General features: G+C 68.1%; 17 protein-coding genes. 10 read left to right on the forward strand and 7 right to left on the reverse strand.

Going from position 1 to position 18,443, the window contains the following annotated elements:
• Positions 1-41: 41 nt before the first annotated feature.
• Positions 42-1,523, reverse strand: a complete 1,482-nt coding sequence (locus tag ACYVKL_RS23600; protein WP_379168089.1) for a glutamate decarboxylase — start codon at positions 1,521-1,523, stop codon at positions 42-44.
• A gap of 174 nt (positions 1,524-1,697) precedes the next feature.
• Here ACYVKL_RS23600 and ACYVKL_RS23605 point away from each other — a divergent pair, with 174 nt between their 5' ends.
• On the forward strand, positions 1,698-2,762 hold the full coding sequence (locus ACYVKL_RS23605) for an APC family permease (protein WP_379168091.1): 1,065 nt from the start codon (positions 1,698-1,700) through the stop codon (positions 2,760-2,762).
• A gap of 161 nt (positions 2,763-2,923) precedes the next feature.
• The gene (locus ACYVKL_RS23610) at positions 2,924-4,306 is read left to right on the forward strand and encodes a dipeptidase (protein WP_379168093.1); all 1,383 of its coding nucleotides are present in this window, start codon (positions 2,924-2,926) and stop codon (positions 4,304-4,306) included.
• A 227-nt stretch (positions 4,307-4,533) separates the two neighbouring features.
• Here the strand turns inward: ACYVKL_RS23610 and ACYVKL_RS23615 are convergent, their stop codons facing one another.
• Positions 4,534-5,178, reverse strand: coding sequence for an MBL fold metallo-hydrolase (locus ACYVKL_RS23615; protein ID WP_379168095.1), 645 nt, complete (start codon positions 5,176-5,178; stop codon positions 4,534-4,536).
• A gap of 199 nt (positions 5,179-5,377) precedes the next feature.
• On the opposite strand from ACYVKL_RS23615, the gene purS reads away from it, so the two are divergent.
• Positions 5,378-5,611 carry a phosphoribosylformylglycinamidine synthase subunit PurS gene (gene purS / locus ACYVKL_RS23620; RefSeq protein ID WP_379168096.1) on the forward strand — a complete coding sequence of 78 codons (234 nt, stop codon included), beginning with the start codon at positions 5,378-5,380 and terminating at the stop codon, positions 5,609-5,611.
• A complete protein-coding gene (gene purQ / locus ACYVKL_RS23625) occupies positions 5,608-6,285 on the forward strand; it encodes a phosphoribosylformylglycinamidine synthase subunit PurQ (RefSeq protein ID WP_379168098.1) in 678 nt (225 codons plus the stop codon). Before purS ends, purQ begins: the two co-directional genes overlap by 4 nt.
• Positions 6,286-6,306: 21 nt before the next feature.
• Here the strand turns inward: purQ and ACYVKL_RS23630 are convergent, their stop codons facing one another.
• Complete coding sequence (locus ACYVKL_RS23630; RefSeq protein WP_379168100.1) at positions 6,307-7,380, reverse strand: substrate-binding domain-containing protein; 1,074 nt, start codon at positions 7,378-7,380, stop codon at positions 6,307-6,309.
• A gap of 47 nt (positions 7,381-7,427) precedes the next feature.
• Here ACYVKL_RS23630 and ACYVKL_RS23635 point away from each other — a divergent pair, with 47 nt between their 5' ends.
• Both ACYVKL_RS23635 and ACYVKL_RS23640 read left to right on the forward strand, forming a co-directional pair.
• Positions 7,428-7,865, forward strand: a complete 438-nt coding sequence (locus tag ACYVKL_RS23635; protein ID WP_379168102.1) for a MarR family winged helix-turn-helix transcriptional regulator — start codon at positions 7,428-7,430, stop codon at positions 7,863-7,865.
• Between the two features lie 29 nt (positions 7,866-7,894).
• Positions 7,895-9,214 carry a M18 family aminopeptidase gene (locus ACYVKL_RS23640; protein WP_379168104.1) on the forward strand — a complete coding sequence of 440 codons (1,320 nt, stop codon included), beginning with the start codon at positions 7,895-7,897 and terminating at the stop codon, positions 9,212-9,214.
• Positions 9,215-9,296: 82 nt separating this feature from the next.
• On the opposite strand, the gene ACYVKL_RS23645 is transcribed toward ACYVKL_RS23640, so the two are convergent.
• Entirely contained in the window at positions 9,297-10,556 is a 1,260-nt protein-coding gene (locus ACYVKL_RS23645) for a glycosyltransferase 87 family protein (RefSeq protein WP_379168106.1), read from the reverse strand.
• A gap of 190 nt (positions 10,557-10,746) precedes the next feature.
• Here ACYVKL_RS23645 and purL point away from each other — a divergent pair, with 190 nt between their 5' ends.
• Entirely contained in the window at positions 10,747-13,041 is a 2,295-nt protein-coding gene (gene purL / locus ACYVKL_RS23650) for a phosphoribosylformylglycinamidine synthase subunit PurL (protein WP_357198460.1), read from the forward strand.
• Positions 13,042-13,162: 121 nt separating this feature from the next.
• Here the strand turns inward: purL and ACYVKL_RS23655 are convergent, their stop codons facing one another.
• Positions 13,163-13,702, reverse strand: a complete 540-nt coding sequence (locus ACYVKL_RS23655; RefSeq protein ID WP_379168108.1) for a hypothetical protein — start codon at positions 13,700-13,702, stop codon at positions 13,163-13,165.
• Between the two features lie 61 nt (positions 13,703-13,763).
• Positions 13,764-14,051, reverse strand: coding sequence for a YiaA/YiaB family inner membrane protein (locus ACYVKL_RS23660; protein WP_213558233.1), 288 nt, complete (start codon positions 14,049-14,051; stop codon positions 13,764-13,766).
• Positions 14,052-14,202: 151 nt separating this feature from the next.
• On the opposite strand from ACYVKL_RS23660, the gene ACYVKL_RS23665 reads away from it, so the two are divergent.
• The 3 genes from ACYVKL_RS23665 to ACYVKL_RS23675 are packed head-to-tail and all read left to right on the forward strand — an operon-like array spanning position 14,203 to position 17,043.
• Positions 14,203-15,936: an alpha/beta hydrolase gene (locus ACYVKL_RS23665; RefSeq protein WP_379168110.1), complete on the forward strand. Its 1,734-nt coding sequence runs from the start codon at positions 14,203-14,205 to the stop codon at positions 15,934-15,936.
• 1 nt (position 15,937) lies between these two features.
• On the forward strand, positions 15,938-16,600 hold the full coding sequence (locus tag ACYVKL_RS23670) for a CPBP family intramembrane glutamic endopeptidase (protein ID WP_379168112.1): 663 nt from the start codon (positions 15,938-15,940) through the stop codon (positions 16,598-16,600).
• Between the two features lie 56 nt (positions 16,601-16,656).
• Entirely contained in the window at positions 16,657-17,043 is a 387-nt protein-coding gene (locus tag ACYVKL_RS23675; protein WP_379168114.1) for a sterol carrier family protein, read from the forward strand.
• Positions 17,044-17,046: 3 nt separating this feature from the next.
• On the opposite strand, the gene ACYVKL_RS23680 is transcribed toward ACYVKL_RS23675, so the two are convergent.
• Positions 17,047-18,390 (reverse strand): YhgE/Pip domain-containing protein, encoded by a 1,344-nt coding sequence (locus ACYVKL_RS23680; RefSeq protein WP_379168116.1) that lies wholly within the window; start codon positions 18,388-18,390, stop codon positions 17,047-17,049.
• Positions 18,391-18,443: the final 53 nt, after the last annotated feature.

Raw genomic sequence — 18,443 nt, forward strand, 5'->3', positions numbered from 1 at the left:
GTCTGTGGCGGTGGAAGTCGTGGTGGCGGCCGAACTCTCGGCTACCGTGCCTTCTTGCCTGCCTTGGACTTGGCGGTTCCGGCCTTCTTGCCCTTGGCCTTCCCGCGCCCGTCGAGCTGGGCTTTCACCTTTGCCTGGAGCTCGGCGGTCGGCACCATCGCACTCGCGTTGTGGGTGAACCCGCCCGCGTCCTCACGGGTCAGCGAGGTCTTCAGCGGGTGCTTGTCGAGCACCTTCATGCTGCGGTTCAGGTCGGCGAGCAGCAGGTCGGCCATGTCGTGGGTGAAGCCGTGCCGCAGCACGGCCCGCATGATGGTCACGTCCTCGCGGTCGGCGGGCAGCGGATAGGCCGCGATCAGCCAGCCCCGGGTGCGCAGCCGGTCGGACAGGTCGTACAGGTTGAGCTTGGACTTGCCGTATACCTTCCAGGAGACGGCGGTGATGCCGTGCTTCGGATCGGAATCGTGGATGAGCTCGAACGGCCCGGACTCGGTGAGCCCCTTGGCCAGATGCTGTCCGGCGGTGTAGATGGCGTTCTGCACATTGCGATACCCGACCCGCCCGAGCCGGATGAAGTCGTAGTACTGGGTGACGGCCTGCCCGCCGGGCCGGGAGAAGTTCAGGTTGAAGGTGGGCATGTTGCCGCCGAGGTAGTCGACGTTGAAGATGAGTTCCTCGGGCAGGTCCTCGGCGGTACGCCAGATGGCCCAGCCCGCGCCCAGCGGGGCGAGCCCGGTCTTGTGGCCGGAGGCGTTGATGGATTTCACCCGGGGCAGCCGGAAGTCCCAGCGGATATCGGGCGCGCAGAAGGGGGCGAGAAAACCACCGCTGGCGGCGTCGACGTGGATGGGAATGTCGAGCCCCGTCTTCTCCTGGAGTTCGTCGAGCGCCTTGCTGATGCCCTCGACGTCCTCGAACAGGCCGGTGAAGGTCTGGCCGAAAGTCGGCACCACCATGATGGTGTTCTCGTCGCAGTGGGCGGCGATGTCGTCGGGGTGCATGGTGTAGCGGTCGCCGCGCAGCGGGATCTGGCGGATCTCCACGTCGAAGTAGCGGGCGAACTTCTCCCAGCAGACCTGCACCGGCCCGCACACGAAATTGGGGATGCCGGTGCCGCCGCGCTTGCGCCAGCGGAACTTCGCGGCCAGCCCGCCCAGCATGGCCGCCTCGCTGGAACCGGTGGTGGAGGTGCCGAGGGTGGTCATCGGATCGGGGGAGTTCCACAGGTCGGCGAGCATGTGCACGCAGCGCTGCTCGAGTTCGGCGGTCTGCGGGTATTCGTCCTTGTCGACGATGTTCTTGTCGAGGCATTCGTTCATCAGCCGCCGGGCCTGGTCGTCGACCCAGGTGGTGCAGAAGGTGGCCAGGTTCATCCGGGAGACGCCGTCGAGCAGCAGTTCGTCGTGCACGATCTGGTAGGCGACCTGCGGGAAGATCTCGTGTTCGGGGAAGCCCCGTTGCGGCGCGGCGCGTTTTATGCCGGGCATCGCGAAGACGTCGTCGGGTTCCAGAATGCCGGTCATGTGGGCTCCGATCTCGGGCACGCCAGGGTTTGCCGCATCGATGGTAGCCAGCTGCACTCATCGAAACTGGTTCTGCAAGCTACCGTTTCGTAATCGAGAGATAGTTGCTGAAAGGTTACTATTCAGCATTGCGGTGGGGTACGGGTTCGGTGGAGTGGCTGGAAAGGACCAGTGATGACCGGCACGGTGACCAAGGGGGCTACGGCTCATCATCACCATCTACTGGGTCGCGGTGTTCGTGTCCTCGCAGGGCACCAAAACCGTTGCGGGACTGTCGAGCATGGGCCTGATCATCGGCACATGATTCCGGGCGCACTGCTGGTGGTGCTCGGGTTCGTGTTCCTCGGGCAAGGTAATGCCTCCGCCGCGCCGATGGACTCCCAGCATCTGCTCCCGGCCTGGACCGGTCTGGCCAGCCTGGTGTTGATCGTCAACAACTTCCTGTCCTACGCGGGCATGGAGATGAACGCCGTGCACGTGTCCTCGCTGCAGGATCCGGGCAAGGAGTATCCGAAGGCGATGGCCATGGCCGTCGGGCTGGTGCTGACCATCTTCATCGTGCCCGCCGTGGTGATCAGCTGGGTGGTGCCGTCGAAGAACTTGAGCCTCACCGCCGGCGTCATGCAGGCCTTCGACGGATTCTTCAACCACTTCGATATCGGCTTCCTGACCCCGATCCTGGGCATCATGCTGGTGGCCGCGGCGTTGGGCGGCATGCTGACCTGGCTGGCCGGGCCGTCCAAGGGCCTGCTGCTGATCGGGCGCAAGGAAGGCTATCTGCCGCCCATCCTGACCCGGGTGAACAAGCATGGCGTGCAACAGAACATGCTGGTCGCCCAGGGCATCGTGACCACCCTGCTGGCACTGCTGTACGCGTTCATCCCCGACGTCTCGAGCGCCTACTGGATCCTGTCGGTGATCACCACCCAGGTGTACCTGATCATGTACGTGCTCATGTTCGTGGCCGCGATTCGCCTGCGCCGCAACCAGCCCGACCATCCGCGCGGCTACCAGGCCCCCGCGCTGACCGCGCTGTGCGGCCTGGGCACCGCGGCCTCCATCGCCGCGTTCCTGATCGGGTTCGTCCCGCCGTCGCAGTACGGCAGCGGCAACGCGCTGAGCTATGTGCTGCTCATCGGCGGTGGAATGGGCGTGGTCGGCCTGCTCGTCCCGTACCTGTTCCTGCGATTCCGCAAGCCCGGCTGGAAGACCGACGTTCCGCAGGAGGCGCTGGCATGACCGAGGAACCGGGCGGCTTCGAAGGCGCTCCCGAGCGGACGCGCTCGCCATCGCCACCTATTGCCCCGATGAGCTCGCTTCCTACCTGAAGAACGTCGGCGACCTGAAGACTGGTGACACGGTCGACCCCGACGACCACAACTGACCCCGGGAGGACGCCCATGACCAGTGCCGTTGAAACCAAGGACGATTCGACCACCGCCGCTTTACGCGCGGCCGTGAAGGAACTGATGCCGCGGGCGAAAAGCGATCTCGCCCAGCTGGTCTCGTTCAAGTCGGTGTACGACGCTCGGCAGTTCCCGATCGAGGAATGCGAGAAGACCGCGCAGTGGGTGGCCGATGCTTTCCGGGCCGAAGGTCTCACCGACGTGGGCCTGCACAAGACCCCGGACGGCAGCAATGCCGTGGTGGCCCGCAGCAAGACCCCCGCCGGCGCGCCCACCATCATGTTGTACTGCCACTACGACGTGCAGCCGCCGCTCGACGACGCAGCCTGGCAGACCCCGGTCTGGCAGCTGAGCGAGAAGAACGGCCGCTGGTACGGCCGCGGCGCGGCCGACTGCAAGGGCAATATCGTCATGCACCTGACCGCGCTGCGGGCGCTGCGCAAGGTGTACGGCGACGACTTCCCGGTCGGGCTCGTGCTGGTCTCGGAGGGCTCCGAGGAGCAGGGCACCGGCGGCCTGGAGGAATTCGTGCCCGGCAATGTCGAGCTGCTGCGCGCCGACACCCTGCTGATCGCCGACTGCGGCAATTTCGCGGTCGGCGTCCCCACCTTCACCCAGACCCTGCGCGGCAACGTGAACGTGCTCGTCACCGTCGAAACCCTGTCCGGCCCCATGCATTCCGGCATGTTCGGCGGCGCGGCCCCCGACGCGCTCGCCGCCATGATCCACCTGCTGGGCACGCTGCGCGACGCGGACGGCAACACCACCGTCGACGGCCTGCGCAACGATCAGGTGTGGGACGGTCACGAGTACCCGGTGGACCAATTCCGCTCAGACGCGGGCGTTCTCGACGGCGTCGACCTGGTGGGCGGTGGCAAGGTGGCCGACATGCTGTGGGCGCGACCGGCTCTGACCGTGCTCGGCATGGACGTGCCGGCCGTGGTCGGTTCCTCGGCGGCCATCCAGCCCAAGACGCGGGCGCGACTGAACCTGCGGATCCCGCCGGGCACCAAGCCGGACGAGGCGCTGAAAGCGCTCACCGCCCACCTGAAGTCGCACGCGCCGTGGCACGCGAAGGTCACCGTGGAGACCGAGGCCACCGGCTCGCCGTTCGTGGGCAGCACCGACGGCCCGGCGCGGCAGGCCATGTCCGCGGCGCTGGAGGCCGCGTACGGGCGGCCCGCGACCACCGAGGGGCAGGGCGGCTCGATTCCGCTGTGCAATGTCTTCGCCGACACCTATCCGGGGGCGGAGATCATGCTCATGGGGGTCGAGGAGCCCAAGTGCCTGATCCACGCGCCCAACGAGAGCGTCGATCCGACGGAGATCGAGAACATGGCTCTGGCCGAGGCGCTGTTCCTGGCGTCTTACCGTTAGGGCAGGTCGGAGGTGTTTTTTTCGCGTTCTGCCGTGCGCGGGCCGGAACCGGTGAAGACTGAACCAGTCATTTCGGTCATGGAAGGGAAGGTTCGTCGACGCGAGGGAGCCAGCATGCAGCACGGCAGCACCGCGGTCATGTTCCTCACCACGAATCAACCTCCGCCACAGTAGTTTCCACAGCTCGCGCCGCCGGGCGGTGGCCGCTCCTGCCCGGCGGCGCGGAATCAGAATTCCGCGTGATCCTCGGGTTCCACGATCCGGAATTCGGTATTGGCCGGACCCATTTCGTTCAGCCGACCGAAATAGATGCCCTGCGCCGCCGGCTCGATGATCCCGAAGTGGATGGGGAAGGCGGTACGGGGATTTACCGCCCGCAGGTAATCGATGGCCTCACTGATGCGCATCCACGGTGCGACCGCGGGAATGGCGAGAACGCCGACCGGTGTCGGCGGAACCCACAGCGAATCACCGGGATGGACGAACTGGGCCGGTTCTTCCGGGCTGCCGAGTTGGAAGACAGTGTTGTCTATTACCGGGATCTCGGGATGGATGACCGCGTGCCGGCCGCCGCCACCGGTTATTTGGACGTCACCGACTTTCAGTACATTTCCGGCGGACACCGCCTCCCAGGGCTCACCCCGCTGCAGCGCGGTCTGCGGGTCCGACAGCAGCCGGGCCTGCGGATTCGCCTCGATCAGCGCCCCGATCCGGTTGGAGTCGATGTGATCGGGGTGCTGATGCGTCACCGCGATCGCGTCCAATCCGGTGATGCCCTCGAATCCGTGCGAGAAATTGCCCGGATCGAATAGGATCTTCGCGCCGTTCAGTTCCACCAGAATGCAGGAATGTCCGAAATGGGCTATGCGCATGGAACAACGGTAGCGCCCGGCCCACGATGGCACGAAGTGTCACAGGCCGGTCCGATCGCTCCGGGCGACTGTGGCGCAGGCCACGACCGGCACGACCCGGCGCGGCCCCCGCCACCCCCGCCAACTACGCTGATCAGCGATACCCCCGCTCGGTCAGCACCGATGTCCGAGCGCCGCCCCACCAGCTGAGGAGCAACGCGTGGCACGTGTCGTGGTCGAGGTGATGCCGAAGGTCGAAATCCTGGATCCGCAGGGACAGGCCATTGTCGGAGCGCTGGGGCGTCTCGGACACCCCGGGATCTCGGATGTGCGGCAGGGCAAGCGATTCGAACTGGACGTCGACGACAATGTCAGCGACGCCGACCTCGAGCAGATCGCCGAATCGCTGCTGGCCAACGTCGTGATCGAGGACTGGAAGGTCGTCCGGCTGTGAGCGCCCGCATCGGTGTCATCACCTTCCCCGGCACGCTCGACGACGTCGACGCCGCCCGGGCGGTGAAACTGGCCGGATCCGAGCCCGTTTCGCTGTGGCACGCCGATGCCGACCTCAAGCAGGTCGACGCGGTCGTCGTCCCCGGCGGCTTCTCCTACGGCGACTACCTGCGCGCCGGCGCCATCGCCTCCATGGCTCCCGTCATGGGTGAGGTCATCAAGTCCGCCGAGCAGGGCATGCCGATCCTGGGCATCTGCAACGGTTTCCAGATCCTGTGCGAGGCGGGCCTGCTGCCGGGCGCGCTGACCCGCAACGAGGGCCTGCACTTCGTCTGCCGCGACCAGTGGCTGACCGTCGAGCAGACCGACACCGCCTGGACCAGCCGTTACGAGACCGGCGCCCAGATCCTCATCCCCGTCAAGAACGCCGAAGGCCGCTTCCAGGCGTCCGCCGAGGTGCTCGACGAGCTCGAGGGCGAGGGCCGCGTGGTCTTCCGCTACGCGGGCGGCAACCCCAACGGGTCGCAGCGCGACATCGCCGGAATCACCTCGGCGAACCGCCGCATCGTCGGCCTGATGCCGCACCCCGAGCACGCCACCGAGCCGCTCACCGGCCCCAGCGACGACGGCCTCGGCCTGTTCCTGTCCGTGCTGGACAGCCTGGTCAGCGCGTAATCAGCCGCACAAACGAATAGATCAGATCCCGTCCAGGATCTCGAAGTCGATGCCGCCCGCCCTGGCCAGCCAGGTCGGGCGGATCGCTTGTCGGCCCTCGAAACCGAGCTCGCCCCATGGGGTTTCGATGACCGGACAGTCCGCGATCGCGGCCTGAATCCGCCCCACCTCCAAGGATCCGGCCAGCTCCGCCATGCCGCGCAAGGTGTGGATGGCCTCGTAACTGGTATTGCTGAAATTCGTGAGTGAGGGCGCGAAGCCCCCGTGTAGTCGGTGATAGCGCTCCAGCCGCTCCCGATCGCGCGGCCCGTTCACGAAGAACCCGGACGGCACGAACAGATTGTGATTCGCGCCCCCGCCCGCCGCCAACAGCACGTTCTCGTCCACCGCCGGGCTCACCCGGACCTGCTGCGCCGAACGCCCGGCACGGGTGAACTGCACATTGAAACGGGCCACGTCCGCGCCGACCAGCAGCACGATCACGCCGTCGGCCAGATCCAGCCGCGGATCGTCGAGGAAACCCCGGAAATCTCGAGTGTCCATGGGCACGAACACCTCCAGCGGAATCAGCGACGGATCCGCCAGTTCGGCCCGCACAGCCTGCGCGGTCCGCCGCGGCCACACGTAGTCGTTGCCGATGATCGCCCAGCGCCGGGCGTCGAAGGAACGCCGCAGCCAGTCCAGGGCGGGCAGGATCTGATGCTTGGGATCCGCGCCGATCATGAACAGCCCGGCCGGGGCCGAACGCGCCGTCAGGCCCTCGTGATCGGTGGCGAACAGATACGGGACCCGACCGGCCGTGACCTGCTCCACCGCGCGCCGCACTGCCGAGGTGTGCCACCCGGTGACCGCGTGCACCATGCCGGTGGCCAGCAGCGCCGCCACCTCCGCCGCGACCACCGCCGGTTCCCGGCCGCCGTCAATGTGGGTGACCCGCAATTCTCTTCCCAGAATTCCGGTACCGGAGTTGATTTCTTCCAACGCCAGTGAAATGGCCGCCTCGCAGGAAGGCCCGAAGATACCGCCGGGACCCTGCTGCGGAACTATGTTGATGATCTCGAAGATGTTCTCGGGATTCCCGTCGAACGGGGACATCGGTTACCCTTCCCCTCGTTCAAGCGGTTTTCTGACGGGCGGGAAATATGGCGACAATTCTAGGTGGATTTTCCACCTTGCATGGAGCCCTCCGAGCTGCCGAGCGGAGTTGGCTTCGTCACCTGGACGCCGCGCTGTGTGCGCGGCGGCTCACCGCCGATCAATGGTGCATGCTCACAAATCTATCCGCCGAGGTCGGCATCACCATGAGTGAGCTGGCCACGCGGGCGCAGCTACCGCCCTCCTCGGCCACCCGGCACGCCGACCACCTCGCCGAGCGCGGACTCATCTTCCGGGTCGCCGCCGCCGACGACCGCCGCCGCATCCTCATCGGATTGAGCCGACGCGGCGAGGAACTCGTCGCCGAGGTCCGCGCCGAGGAAGCCCGGGCCGAAGCCGAGATGCGCCGCAGCCTCGGCAGCGACGACTATCTCGAGCTGGTCCGGCTGCTCGGCCGCGTCGCGGAAGCCCCGCTCCCGGGGTAGGCCGCTGCCGGCATGCCTAGTATCGGGGCATGCCTGTAGCCGAGACCACCGCGACCGCCGCCGGCCTGTGTGAATTCATCGATGCCTCCCCGTCGCCGTTCCACGTCTGCCGCACTGTCGCAGCGGAACTCGACGATCACGGCTTCACCCGGCTCGCCGAATCGGCGCCCTGGCCCGCCGGCAGCGCGGGCCGCTACTACGTGGTGCGCGGCGGCTCGCTGGTCGCCTGGGCCGACAGCGGGACCGGCGCGCCCACCGGCTTCCACGCCGGACAGGCCACACCCTTCCGCGTGATCGGCGCCCACACCGACAGCCCCAACCTGCGCGTCAAACAACACCCCGACAGCGCCGTCGCGGGCTGGCAGATGGTCGGGCTCGAACCCTACGGCGGCGCCTGGCTCAACTCCTGGCTCGACCGCGACCTCGGCATCTCCGGACGACTGTCGATCCGCGACGGAAACACGGTGCGGGAGCAGCTGATTCGCATCGACGAACCGATCCTGCGGGTGCCGCAACTGGCCATCCACCTCTCCGAGGACCGGCGCGGCGTGCAACTCGATCCGCAGCGGCACGTGAACGCGGTGTGGGGGATCGGCGGCGAACCGCGCTCGTTCCTGGCGTTCCTCGCCGAACGCTCCGGCATCGCGGCCGACACCGTGCTCGGCTGGGAACTCATGACCCACGACCTGGTGCCGTCCACCCTGATCGGACGCGACCGGGACCTGGTGAGCGCGCCCCGGCTCGACAACCAGGGCACCTGCTACGCCGGGCTGCGCGCCTTCCTCGCCGCCATCGCCGCACCCGGCGCGGCCGTCCCGGTGCTGGCCATGTTCGACCACGAGGAGGTCGGCAGCCAATCCGACCGCGGCGCCCAATCCGACCTGCTGCCCACCGTGCTGGAACGCATCGTGCTCACCCGCGGCGGCGGGCGCGCCGAATACCTGGCGGCCCTGGCCGGTTCGGTGTGCGCCTCCGGCGACATGGCGCACGCGACCCACCCCAACTACCCGGACCGGCACGAGCCCGCCCATCGCATCGAAGTGAACGGCGGCCCGGTGCTCAAGGTCAACCAGAACCTGCGCTACGCCACCGACGCCACCGGCGCGGGCGCCTTCGCCCTCGCCTGCGCACAGGCCGGCGTGCCGTTGCAGCGCTACGTGCACCGCGCCGACCTGCCGTGCGGCTCCACCATCGGGCCGATGACCGCGGCCCGCACCGGCATGCCCACCGCGGACGTCGGCGCGGCCCAGCTGGCCATGCACTCGGCGCGGGAAATGATGGGCGCGGCCGACGTCGCCGCTTACGCCGCAGCGCTCGCCGCGTTCCTGACGCCGGAACCCGTGCGCTGATCCGACGCCTCGACGACGAAAGGGCCGCCCGCACAAGCTGTGCGGGCGGCCCTTTTCCGTATCGGTGGTTGTGGGTGCGTGACTAAGCCTTGGACAGTTCGGCTTCCGCCGAGGCGGGCTTCGGGTGGTAGGTCAGCGCCGCCACCACGAAGACGGCCAGCGTGAACAGCACGTAGCTGTTGCCGACCAGCTGCTGCCACCAGTTCCAGGTGAGTTCGCGATCATGATCGTGCGGGAGCAGCCACATCGGCCCGATGGCGAACATGACCACGGCCGTGCCCGCCGCGCCCAGGAACCACGGATTGCGGCGGCCGCGGGCGATCGCGTCGGCGGCCACCAGCAGCGCGGGCGCGATCCACACCCAGTGATGCGACCAGGAGACCGGCGAAACCAGCAGCACCGCGGCCGCGTTCACCATCAGCGCGGCCACATTCGCGCCCGAGTCCAGCAGTCGCTTCATCCACAGTGCGGCCAGCGCCACCGCGGCCACCGACAACACCAGCCACAGCAGCGTGGACACCGACGTCGAATAGCCGAGCCGGAACACGAAACCCTTGATCGACTGATTACCCGCGTACCAGGGCGGGCCGATGCGGCCGGTGTCGGCCAGCGTGTGGAACCAGTACTCCGGCGAATCGTGCGGGAACAGGACGAAACCCACCGCGACCGCACCGATGGCGGACACCACCAGGGTGATCGCGCCCTTCCAGTCCTTACGCAGCAGGAAGTAGAGGAGATAGCCGCCCGGCGTCAGCTTCACCGACACCGCGATACCGATCAGCATGCCGCGCGGCCAGAAGGTCTTGCGCGCCAGGCAGTCCAGCGCGACCGCGGCCATCAACACCAGGTTGATCTGCCCGAACCCGTAGGTCTGGCGGATCGGTTCCAGCAGCTGCAGCACGGCGACCGCGCCGATCACGATGGCCAGGCGGGTCTGCCAGGCCAGGGTCGGCCGGATCCGGTCCAGCACCACCCACATCGTCACGCCCAGCGAGGCGATCGACACCGCGAGCACCGCCCACTCCGCGATCGCCAGCGGCATCAGGGCCAGCGGCGCGAAGAACAGCGCGGCCAGCGGGGGATAGGTGAACGGCAGTCCGAGCCCGAAAACCGGCGGCATCGGCCCGTACAGATCCTTGCCGTCCAGCCAGGCCCGCGCACCGTTCCGATACACCTGCAGGTCGATGTAGCCATGCCAGAGCTTGGCCTGATAGCTGATGAGAGCGGACACCGCGAACAGTGCGACCGCGACGAGGAGCAGCTTCCCTTGCCGCCGCGTCAGCCCTGCAGGCGTGGTCACGGGCTGTTCGGTCGGATCCGCGACCCCGGATCGATCGTTCACCGCCACAGAGTAACGGGTCAGCCTTGGCGGCTCGGGCATTGGTCCAAGCCGCACAGTGGCCTCCGACACAGCGATGGGCGGCGTAAAGCACGGAAAACCCAAGCAATAGACTCGGTTCGTATCTCGCCGACATCCAGCAACGCGGGCATTCGCTTCCGACCTGCCCGGCCGAAAGGACTCTGGTATTCCCGTGACCAGCCACGTCGATACCGTCAGCAACGCCGCGGCCACCTCGGACCACCCGCAGCCCTACAAGGAACTCGGCCTCAAGGACGACGAGTACGCCCGGATCAAGGAGATCCTCGGGCGCCGTCCCACCGACGCCGAGCTCGCCATGTACTCGGTGATGTGGTCGGAGCACTGCTCCTACAAGTCCTCCAAGGTGCACCTGCGCTACTTCGGTGAGACCACCACCGACGAGATGAAGAAGTCGATGCTCGCGGGCATCGGCGAGAACGCGGGCGTGGTCGACATCGGCGACGGCTGGGCGGTCACCTTCAAGGTCGAATCGCACAACCACCCCTCCTACGTGGAGCCCTACCAGGGTGCGGCCACCGGCGTCGGCGGCATCGTGCGCGACATCATGGCCATGGGCGCGCGCCCGATCGCGGTGATGGACCAGCTGCGCTTCGGTGCGGCCGACCACCCCGACACTCGTCGCGTCGTCGACGGCGTGGTGCGCGGCGTCGGCGGCTACGGCAACTCGCTGGGCCTGCCGAACGTGGGCGGCGAGACCGTGTTCGACCCGTCCTACCAGGGCAACCCGCTCGTCAACGCGCTGTGCGCGGGCGTCATGCGGGTCGAGGACCTGCACCTGGCCTTCGCCTCCGGCCAGGGCAACAAGATCATTCTGTTCGGCGCGCGCACCGGCCTCGACGGCATCGGCGGCGTGTCCGTGCTCGCCTCGGACAGCTTCTCCGGCGACGAATCCGGTTCCGGCCGTAAGAAGCTCCCGAGCGTCCAGGTCGGCGACCCGTTCGCCGAGAAGGTGCTCATCGAGTGCTGTCTCGAGCTCTACCACGCCGGCCTCGTGGTCGGCATCCAGGACCTTGGCGGCGCCGGACTGTCCTGCGCCACCTCCGAACTGGCCGCGGCCGGCGACGGCGGCATGCTCGTGGACCTGGACCAGGTGCCGCTGCGCGCCGCCGGCATGACCGCCGCCGAGATCCTGTCGAGCGAATCGCAGGAGCGCATGTGCGCGGTCGTCACCCCCGAGAACGTGGACGCCTTCATGGCCGTCTGCAAGAAGTGGGACGTCAACGCCAACGTCATCGGTGAGGTCACCGACGGCGACCGCCTGGTCATCACCTGGCACGGCGAGACCGTCGTCGACGTGCCGCCGCGCACCGTCGCCCACCAGGGCCCCGTCTACGAGCGCCCGGTGCAGCGGCCCGCGGATCAGGATGCGCTGAACGCGGATTCGGCCACCCGCCTGAACCGCCCGCAGACCGGCGACGAACTGCGCGCCACCCTGATGAAGATGCTGGCCAGCCCGCAGCTGTGCTCGCGCAAGTGGATCACCGAGCAGTACGACCGCTACGTGCGCGGCAACACCGTGCTCGCCGAGAACGCCGACGCCGGTGTGATCCGCATCGACGAGGAGTCCGGCCGCGGCATCGCCCTGGCCACCGACGCCTCCGGCCGCTACACCAAGCTGGACCCGTACACCGGCGCGCAGCTGGCGCTGGCCGAGGCCTTCCGCAATGTCGCCGTCACCGGCGCCGTCCCGAAGGCCGTCACCAACTGCCTCAACTTCGGTTCGCCGGAGGACCCGGGCGTCATGTGGCAGTTCCAGCAGGCCGTGCGCGGCCTCGCGGACGGCTGTGCGGCGCTGGGCATTCCGGTCACCGGCGGCAACGTGTCCTTCTACAACCAGACCGGCCAGACCGCCATCCTGCCGACCCCCGTGGTCGGCGTGCTCGGCGTCATCGACGATGTGCACCGCCGCATCCCGACCGGCCTGGGCACCGAGCCGGGCGAAACCCTCATCCTGCTCGGCGAGACCCGCGACGAACTCGACGGCTCCATCTGGGCGCAGGTCGAGCACGACCACCTCGGCGGCCTGCCCCCGAAGGTCGACTTCGCCCGCGAACAGCTGATCTCCGAGATCCTGGTGTCGGGGTCGCGCGACGGCATGGTCTCCGCCGCCCACGACATCTCCGAGGGCGGCCTGATCCAGACCGTCGTGGAGGCCGCGCTGGCCGGCGAAACCGCCTGCCGCATCATCCTTCCCGAGGGCGCCGACCCGTTCGTCACCCTCTTCTCCGAGTCGGCCGGTCGCGTCCTTGTCGCCGTCCCCCGCTCGGAGGAGACCCGCTTCACCAAGATGTGCGACGCCCGCGGCCTGCCGTGGGTCCGCATCGGCGTCGTCGACGACGGCTCCGACTCGGTCGAGGTGCAGGGCCTGTTCAAGGCCACCCTGGACGAGCTGCGCGCCGCCCACGAGGCCACCCTCCCCGCCCTGTTCGGCAACTCCGACCACTGAGCGCTGAACCGAAACGGCCATGAGGCCGTGAACATGAACGAGAGCCCGCCGGTCCGATCCGGCGGGCTCTCGCCATTTCCCGTGCGGGACAGCTCGATCGAGTTGCCGCCGCGCCGCGTGCTTAGTGGAACAGGCTGCTCAGCAGCGGGCCGATCACCGGAATCGAACTCGCGCTACCGGTTCCGCCCGTGGACGGCGGGGTCGCCGGGGTCGGCGTGCAACTGGCTCCGGCGGGAGCGCTGTCGACGACGTCGACCCTGGGATGCATGTCATCGATGATGGCGTTGCCGAGGTGCACCGGGTCCCAGGCGTAGGCCACGAGGGTGGTGGGCCCCGCATAGGTAGGCGTCCACTTCACGGTGATGCCTTGGCCCGCGACGTACGGCACCGTCGCGATCTCGGTGTTGGTTCCCTGCGGATACGGTGCCCACTGGAACGTGATGTCCGGGTAGTCCGTTGCCTTGGCCATCAGGGCCGTGGCATCCGCGGCGGACAGCGTGATCGTGTACGTGGTGCCGACGCAGTAGGCCTGCGAGGCCTGCAGCTGCAAGGTGTTCACGATCTCCGCGGATGCCGGCGTGGCTGTGGCGATCGCGGCCGCCCCCACCGCTGCCATGGCAGCGAATCCGATGCTCGAGCGACCGAGGACCGACTTCTTCATACTGTGTATCTCCCCATACAGAAGCCCCTTGTCCATCAAGAGGGACAGCCGAGCCTACCGCTCAATTGATCTTGAACGGGTCGTGTTCGGCCATCAGTTTTTCCATCCGGGCCTCGTCGATGCGGTGGTGGACCTTCGACGATTCATGCTGGTCGCGAATCACTTTCGCGAGGGTGAAGCTGCTGCTGACCAGGAACAGCATGGCCATCAGGAGGAAGCCGCGCTGCCAGATGTCGAGGGGGAGGTAGGCGATGCCGATGATCAAGGCGCAGAAGCTGATTCCGAAGGCGATCGCGGCCTGCGCCAGAAACGCGGTGGTGCTCTTGGTCTGTGCGCTCGGGTTGCTCATGAATCCGAGTTTGGCCGGCTCGCCGTCGAATCGACCGAGTACATCTACTCGAGTGCACCCCGGTAGAAGTCGTGGTCGACACGCCCGTGTGATGGTGTCTCTCACATACGGGGCTCCCCGGAATCCGGGCGGGTGCGGCCATACTTGACGGGTGTTGGACTCCGCCCACGCTCTCACCCGGCTGCGCACGCGCGCAGTGGTGGTCGCGCGGCGGGTGGAGGACATCATCGATCTCAACCACACGGGGCTGGTGGTCGCGACCATCTTCTTCGCCTGGTCGGTGACACCCTCACTGGTGCCACGCGACTGGCTGTTCCAAGGACTCATCTCCGGGCTCAACGCCGCCATCGGCTACGGCGTCGGCTGCATCCTGCAATGGGCGTTCCGGCGCTGGATCCGGCCGCGCATCCCGCTCGAGACACCGCCCGAATGGGTGCGCTATCTGGTGAAGGTCGGCATCGTCGTGGCGTGTATGGCGGTGGCCGCCTACATGCTGGTGCTGTCGGCCGACTGGCAGCGCGAGATCACCACCCTGATGGGCATGGAAGGCACCACCCGCGCCGCGTATCTGCGAACGGGCGGGCTGAGTTTCGCGGTCGGCGCACTCGTCGTCGCCGGCTACCGCACGCTGCGGGAAGCCGTGCGTTTCCTGGCCCGGTTGCTCAGCCGCTGGGTGAAGGTGCCGCCCGCGTTCGCGCCCGCCCTCGGTGCGCTGCTGCTCACCGTGCTCATCGTGACCCTGTTCAACGGCGTCGCCACCCGCGCCTTCTTCGCGGTCGCCAACTCGGCATTCAGTGTGCGCAACGACAAGATGACCGACTACGCGGTGCAACCGGTGAAGCCTGAACGCTCCGGGAGCCCGGCCTCGCTGGCCAAGTGGGAGACGCTGGGGTCGGAGGGGCGGTGGTTCGTTTCGCACGGACCCGATCCGGTGTTGATCAGTGCCGTCACCGGAAAGCCCGCGCGCGAACCGATTCGGGTGTACGTGGGCCTGAAATCGGCGACCCAGGACATGCGCGAGGAGGACATGGCCGTCGCCGAACTCGAGCGCACGGGGGCCTTCGATCGCAAGGTGCTGGTGCTGGCCACCACCACCGGGACCGGCTGGGTGAACGGGGAGGCGGCCGCCGCACTCGAATACCTGTGGGGCGGCGACACCGCGATCGTGGCCTCCCAGTACTCGTATCTGCCCAGCGTGCTGTCGTTCCTGGCGGACCGCGAGAAGGTCGCGGCCAACGGGCGCACCATGTTCGACGCGGTGTACCGGGCCTGGTCGCAACGCCCGGCCGAGCACCGCCCCAAACTGCTCGTGTACGGCGAGAGCCTCGGTTCGCAGGGCTCCGAATCCGCCTTCGACGGACTGGCCGACCTGCGCTCCAAGGTCGACGGCGCGCTCTGGGTGGGCCCACCCGACTCGAATCACCTGTGGCGCCAGTTCGTACAACGCCGCGACCTCGGCACCCGCGAGGTCGACCCGATCTACGCCGACGGCCTGGTGGTCCGATTCGCCGCCACCGCCGCCGATTTGAACAAACCCTCGCCCGAATGGCGCAAGCCGCGCATCGCCTACCTGCAGCATCCGTCCGACCCCATCGTGTGGTGGTCCTCGGATCTCATCTTCTCCCAACCGGATTGGCTGTCCGAACCCCGCGGCGCCGACGTCTCACCCCAGATGCGCTGGTGGCCCTTCGTCACCTTCTGGCAGGTGGTCGCCGACCTCACCAACGCCCAGGGCGTCAGCGACGGCCACGGCCACCGCTACGGCTCCCTGGTCCTCGACGGCTGGGCCGCTGTCGCCGCCCCACCGGACTGGACCCCCGAACTCGGCGAACGCATCCGCACCCAGATCGAACTCGCGGAGGCGTACGAGCGGGCGGTCAAGTAGCGTGCGCGATCGGCCGCGCACTCGGGTCGGCGCGCTGGCGCACCCGAAAACCCTGGCCGCCCTGGCGATACCGCTGATCTGGAGCAATCATCTGCTCCCGGCCCTGCGTCTGGACGTGCGCGGCCGCACCGCCGCCAACACCGGTTACGCGCTCGCGTACACCGTCGCCTTCGGAGGAGACCCGAACTTCCGGTCCCGCCGCGGACTCCGGGCCGGAGCCGTCGCCGCGGCTACCGTGTTGTCCGGCTACGCTGCGGCCCTTGCCATTCCGGCCACCCGCCGCCACCTGGCCGGACTCGCCGACCGCGGCCCGGGCGTCTCCACCCTGGAATGGACCGCCCTGCACATTCCCGGCGGCACCGTCCTGACCGAGGAACTCGTCTACCGCTCCACCCTGACACCGCTGCTGGAACGCACGGCGGGCGAACTCGGAACCGGTGTGGGCGCACTGGTTTTCGGTCTCTCCCACATCCAGCCCGCCCGCGCCGCAGCCGATCCGATCACCGGCACCGTCGCCCTCACCACCGGGGCGGGCCTGCTGTTCGACCTACTGCGCCGCCACACCGGCAGCGCCTCCGCCCCGGCGCTGCTGCATCTAGCCCTCAACGTGGGCGGAGCGCTCGCCCCGCGCCTCGCGCGTCGCCTGCTGCGCGACGCGCGCTGACAATCGACGACCGGGTGCCGCCCGGGGGTGTCGGCCGGCGGCAGTAGCCTCGCGGCATGGCGCGACGAGGTGCGGTGGATCCGGCGGAGGTGCGGGCGGCGGTGGCCGCGGTGGGGGAGTGGCTGCGCGACGAGTCCGCGCCCGCGCCCGCGCGCACCGAGATCGCGGCGGCGGTCCGGGGGACCGCGCGGGCGATGGCGGCGGACGCGCCCGGGCATTCGGTGGAAGTGCGGGTGCCGCCGTTCGTGGCGGTGCAATGCATCGAGGGGCCGCGGCACACGCGGGGCAATCCGCCGAATGTCGTCGAGACCGATGCTCGGACTTGGCTGTTGCTGGCGACCGGACTGCTGAACTTCGCCGAGGCGGTGGAATCGGCGGCGGTCACCGCCTCCGGCAGCCGCGCGGGCGAGGTGGCGCGCTGGCTGCCGGTCGTGCCGCTCTGACCGCTACGCCGCCGGTTCCGGCGCGGCCGCGGGCTTGCGCTCCAAGCCCTTCCGGTCGTAGAAGCGGGTGATGAACAGGCCGAAGACGACGCCGATCACCAGGCCCAGAACCGCCATCCAAACGCCGCGGGTCAGGCCCGACTGGCCGTCGCCGAAGAAGTAGAGGATCGAGCGGGTGCCCAGGAAGACCTGGTGCATGGGCTCGAACTTGGCCAGCCAGCCGAAATACTTGGGCGTCGCCTCGATCGGGATGGTGCCGCCCGAGGACGGCAGGCCCAGGATGATGAACACGATCAAGTTGATGATCAAGCCCGCGGTGCCGACCGCGGCCAGCGTCGAGGCGCAGGTGAAGCCGACCGCGACGATCACCAGCGCGCCGTAGAGGAACAACAGCAGCGGCCGGTCGATCGGCATGCCGAGCAGGGACGCGATGCCCTCCAGCACCGCCGACACCACCACCGCCATCACCGCGATCGCCGACCATTTGAGCAGCAGCGTGCTCAGCCGGGAAATCGAAGCCCGCGGGAAGTGCACGTACCAGGGACCCCATTCGGTCGGCAGGAAACCGAGGGCCGAGTCGATGAGCTGGTGGATGATCATCGCCCCGACCATGCCGACCAGCAGGAGCAACAGGCTGTAGAAGAACGCGGTCAGGCCTTCACCGGAACCGCCCGGCAACGGCCGGAACTGCTCGGTCACGATGTTCAGCGGCTGCGCCAGCACCAACCGGGTGGCCCCGGACAACTCGGTCGGGGGCGCGCCGGGCGGCGGGGTCAGCTGCTTCGTCACCTGATCGGTCAGCTGCTTGCCGACCTGATCGTTGACCTGCGTGAGCGCCTGCTCGCCGAACTTCTGCACCACCGCCGTGGCGAACGCGCCGGTGCGTGGATTGGTCTGCAAGGTGAGCACCGGCTTGGAGATCTCACCCGGCACCACACTGCCGACCCCGAGAATGCCGAGCCGCTTGGAGAAGTCGCTCGGAATGATGATGGTGCCGTACACCCGCGCCGACTGCATCTGCAGCTGCGCCTCGTTGATGCCGAGCACCCGCAGATCGATCTGATCGGACGGGACCGCCGCACGCAGCCCGTCGGCGACCTGATCACCGAAATTGACGTGCTGAACCCGATCGCCGGTCTTCAGATCGTCGCCGACATCCTGATTCACCAACGCGATCGGGAAGTCGTGCAGATTCTTCTCCGGATCGACCACGTAATCGAGGTACATGACGCCCAGTAGCGAGGCCAGCAGGGTGACCACCACGATCGGGAACGCCCACCGGAAAGGGCTCAGATGCCTGCGTCGCGGACCGGTTTCCGCGCTACCGGTGCTGTCGGTGCTCGCCACCGTCGCACGCTAACAGCAAACGCCCTGCCATCCCGGTTATCCCAACGGCGGGT

It is taken from the genome of Nocardia tengchongensis (genome assembly GCF_054781395.1).

Bases quoted from the DNA above. Each gene is read 5' to 3' on its own strand.
- ACYVKL_RS23600 (WP_379168089.1), bottom strand. From the start codon at position 1,523: ATGACCGGCATTCTGGAACCCGACGACGTCTTCGCGATGCCCGGCATA.
- ACYVKL_RS23605 (WP_379168091.1), top strand. From the start codon at position 1,698: ATGACCGGCACGGTGACCAAGGGGGCTACGGCTCATCATCACCATCTA.
- ACYVKL_RS23610 (WP_379168093.1), top strand. From the start codon at position 2,924: ATGACCAGTGCCGTTGAAACCAAGGACGATTCGACCACCGCCGCTTTA.
- ACYVKL_RS23615 (WP_379168095.1), bottom strand. From the start codon at position 5,178: ATGCGCATAGCCCATTTCGGACATTCCTGCATTCTGGTGGAACTGAAC.
- ACYVKL_RS23630 (WP_379168100.1), bottom strand. From the start codon at position 7,380: ATGTCCCCGTTCGACGGGAATCCCGAGAACATCTTCGAGATCATCAAC.
- ACYVKL_RS23635 (WP_379168102.1), top strand. From the start codon at position 7,428: ATGGCGACAATTCTAGGTGGATTTTCCACCTTGCATGGAGCCCTCCGA.
- ACYVKL_RS23640 (WP_379168104.1), top strand. From the start codon at position 7,895: ATGCCTGTAGCCGAGACCACCGCGACCGCCGCCGGCCTGTGTGAATTC.
- ACYVKL_RS23655 (WP_379168108.1), bottom strand. From the start codon at position 13,702: ATGAAGAAGTCGGTCCTCGGTCGCTCGAGCATCGGATTCGCTGCCATG.
- ACYVKL_RS23660 (WP_213558233.1), bottom strand. From the start codon at position 14,051: ATGAGCAACCCGAGCGCACAGACCAAGAGCACCACCGCGTTTCTGGCG.
- ACYVKL_RS23675 (WP_379168114.1), top strand. From the start codon at position 16,657: ATGGCGCGACGAGGTGCGGTGGATCCGGCGGAGGTGCGGGCGGCGGTG.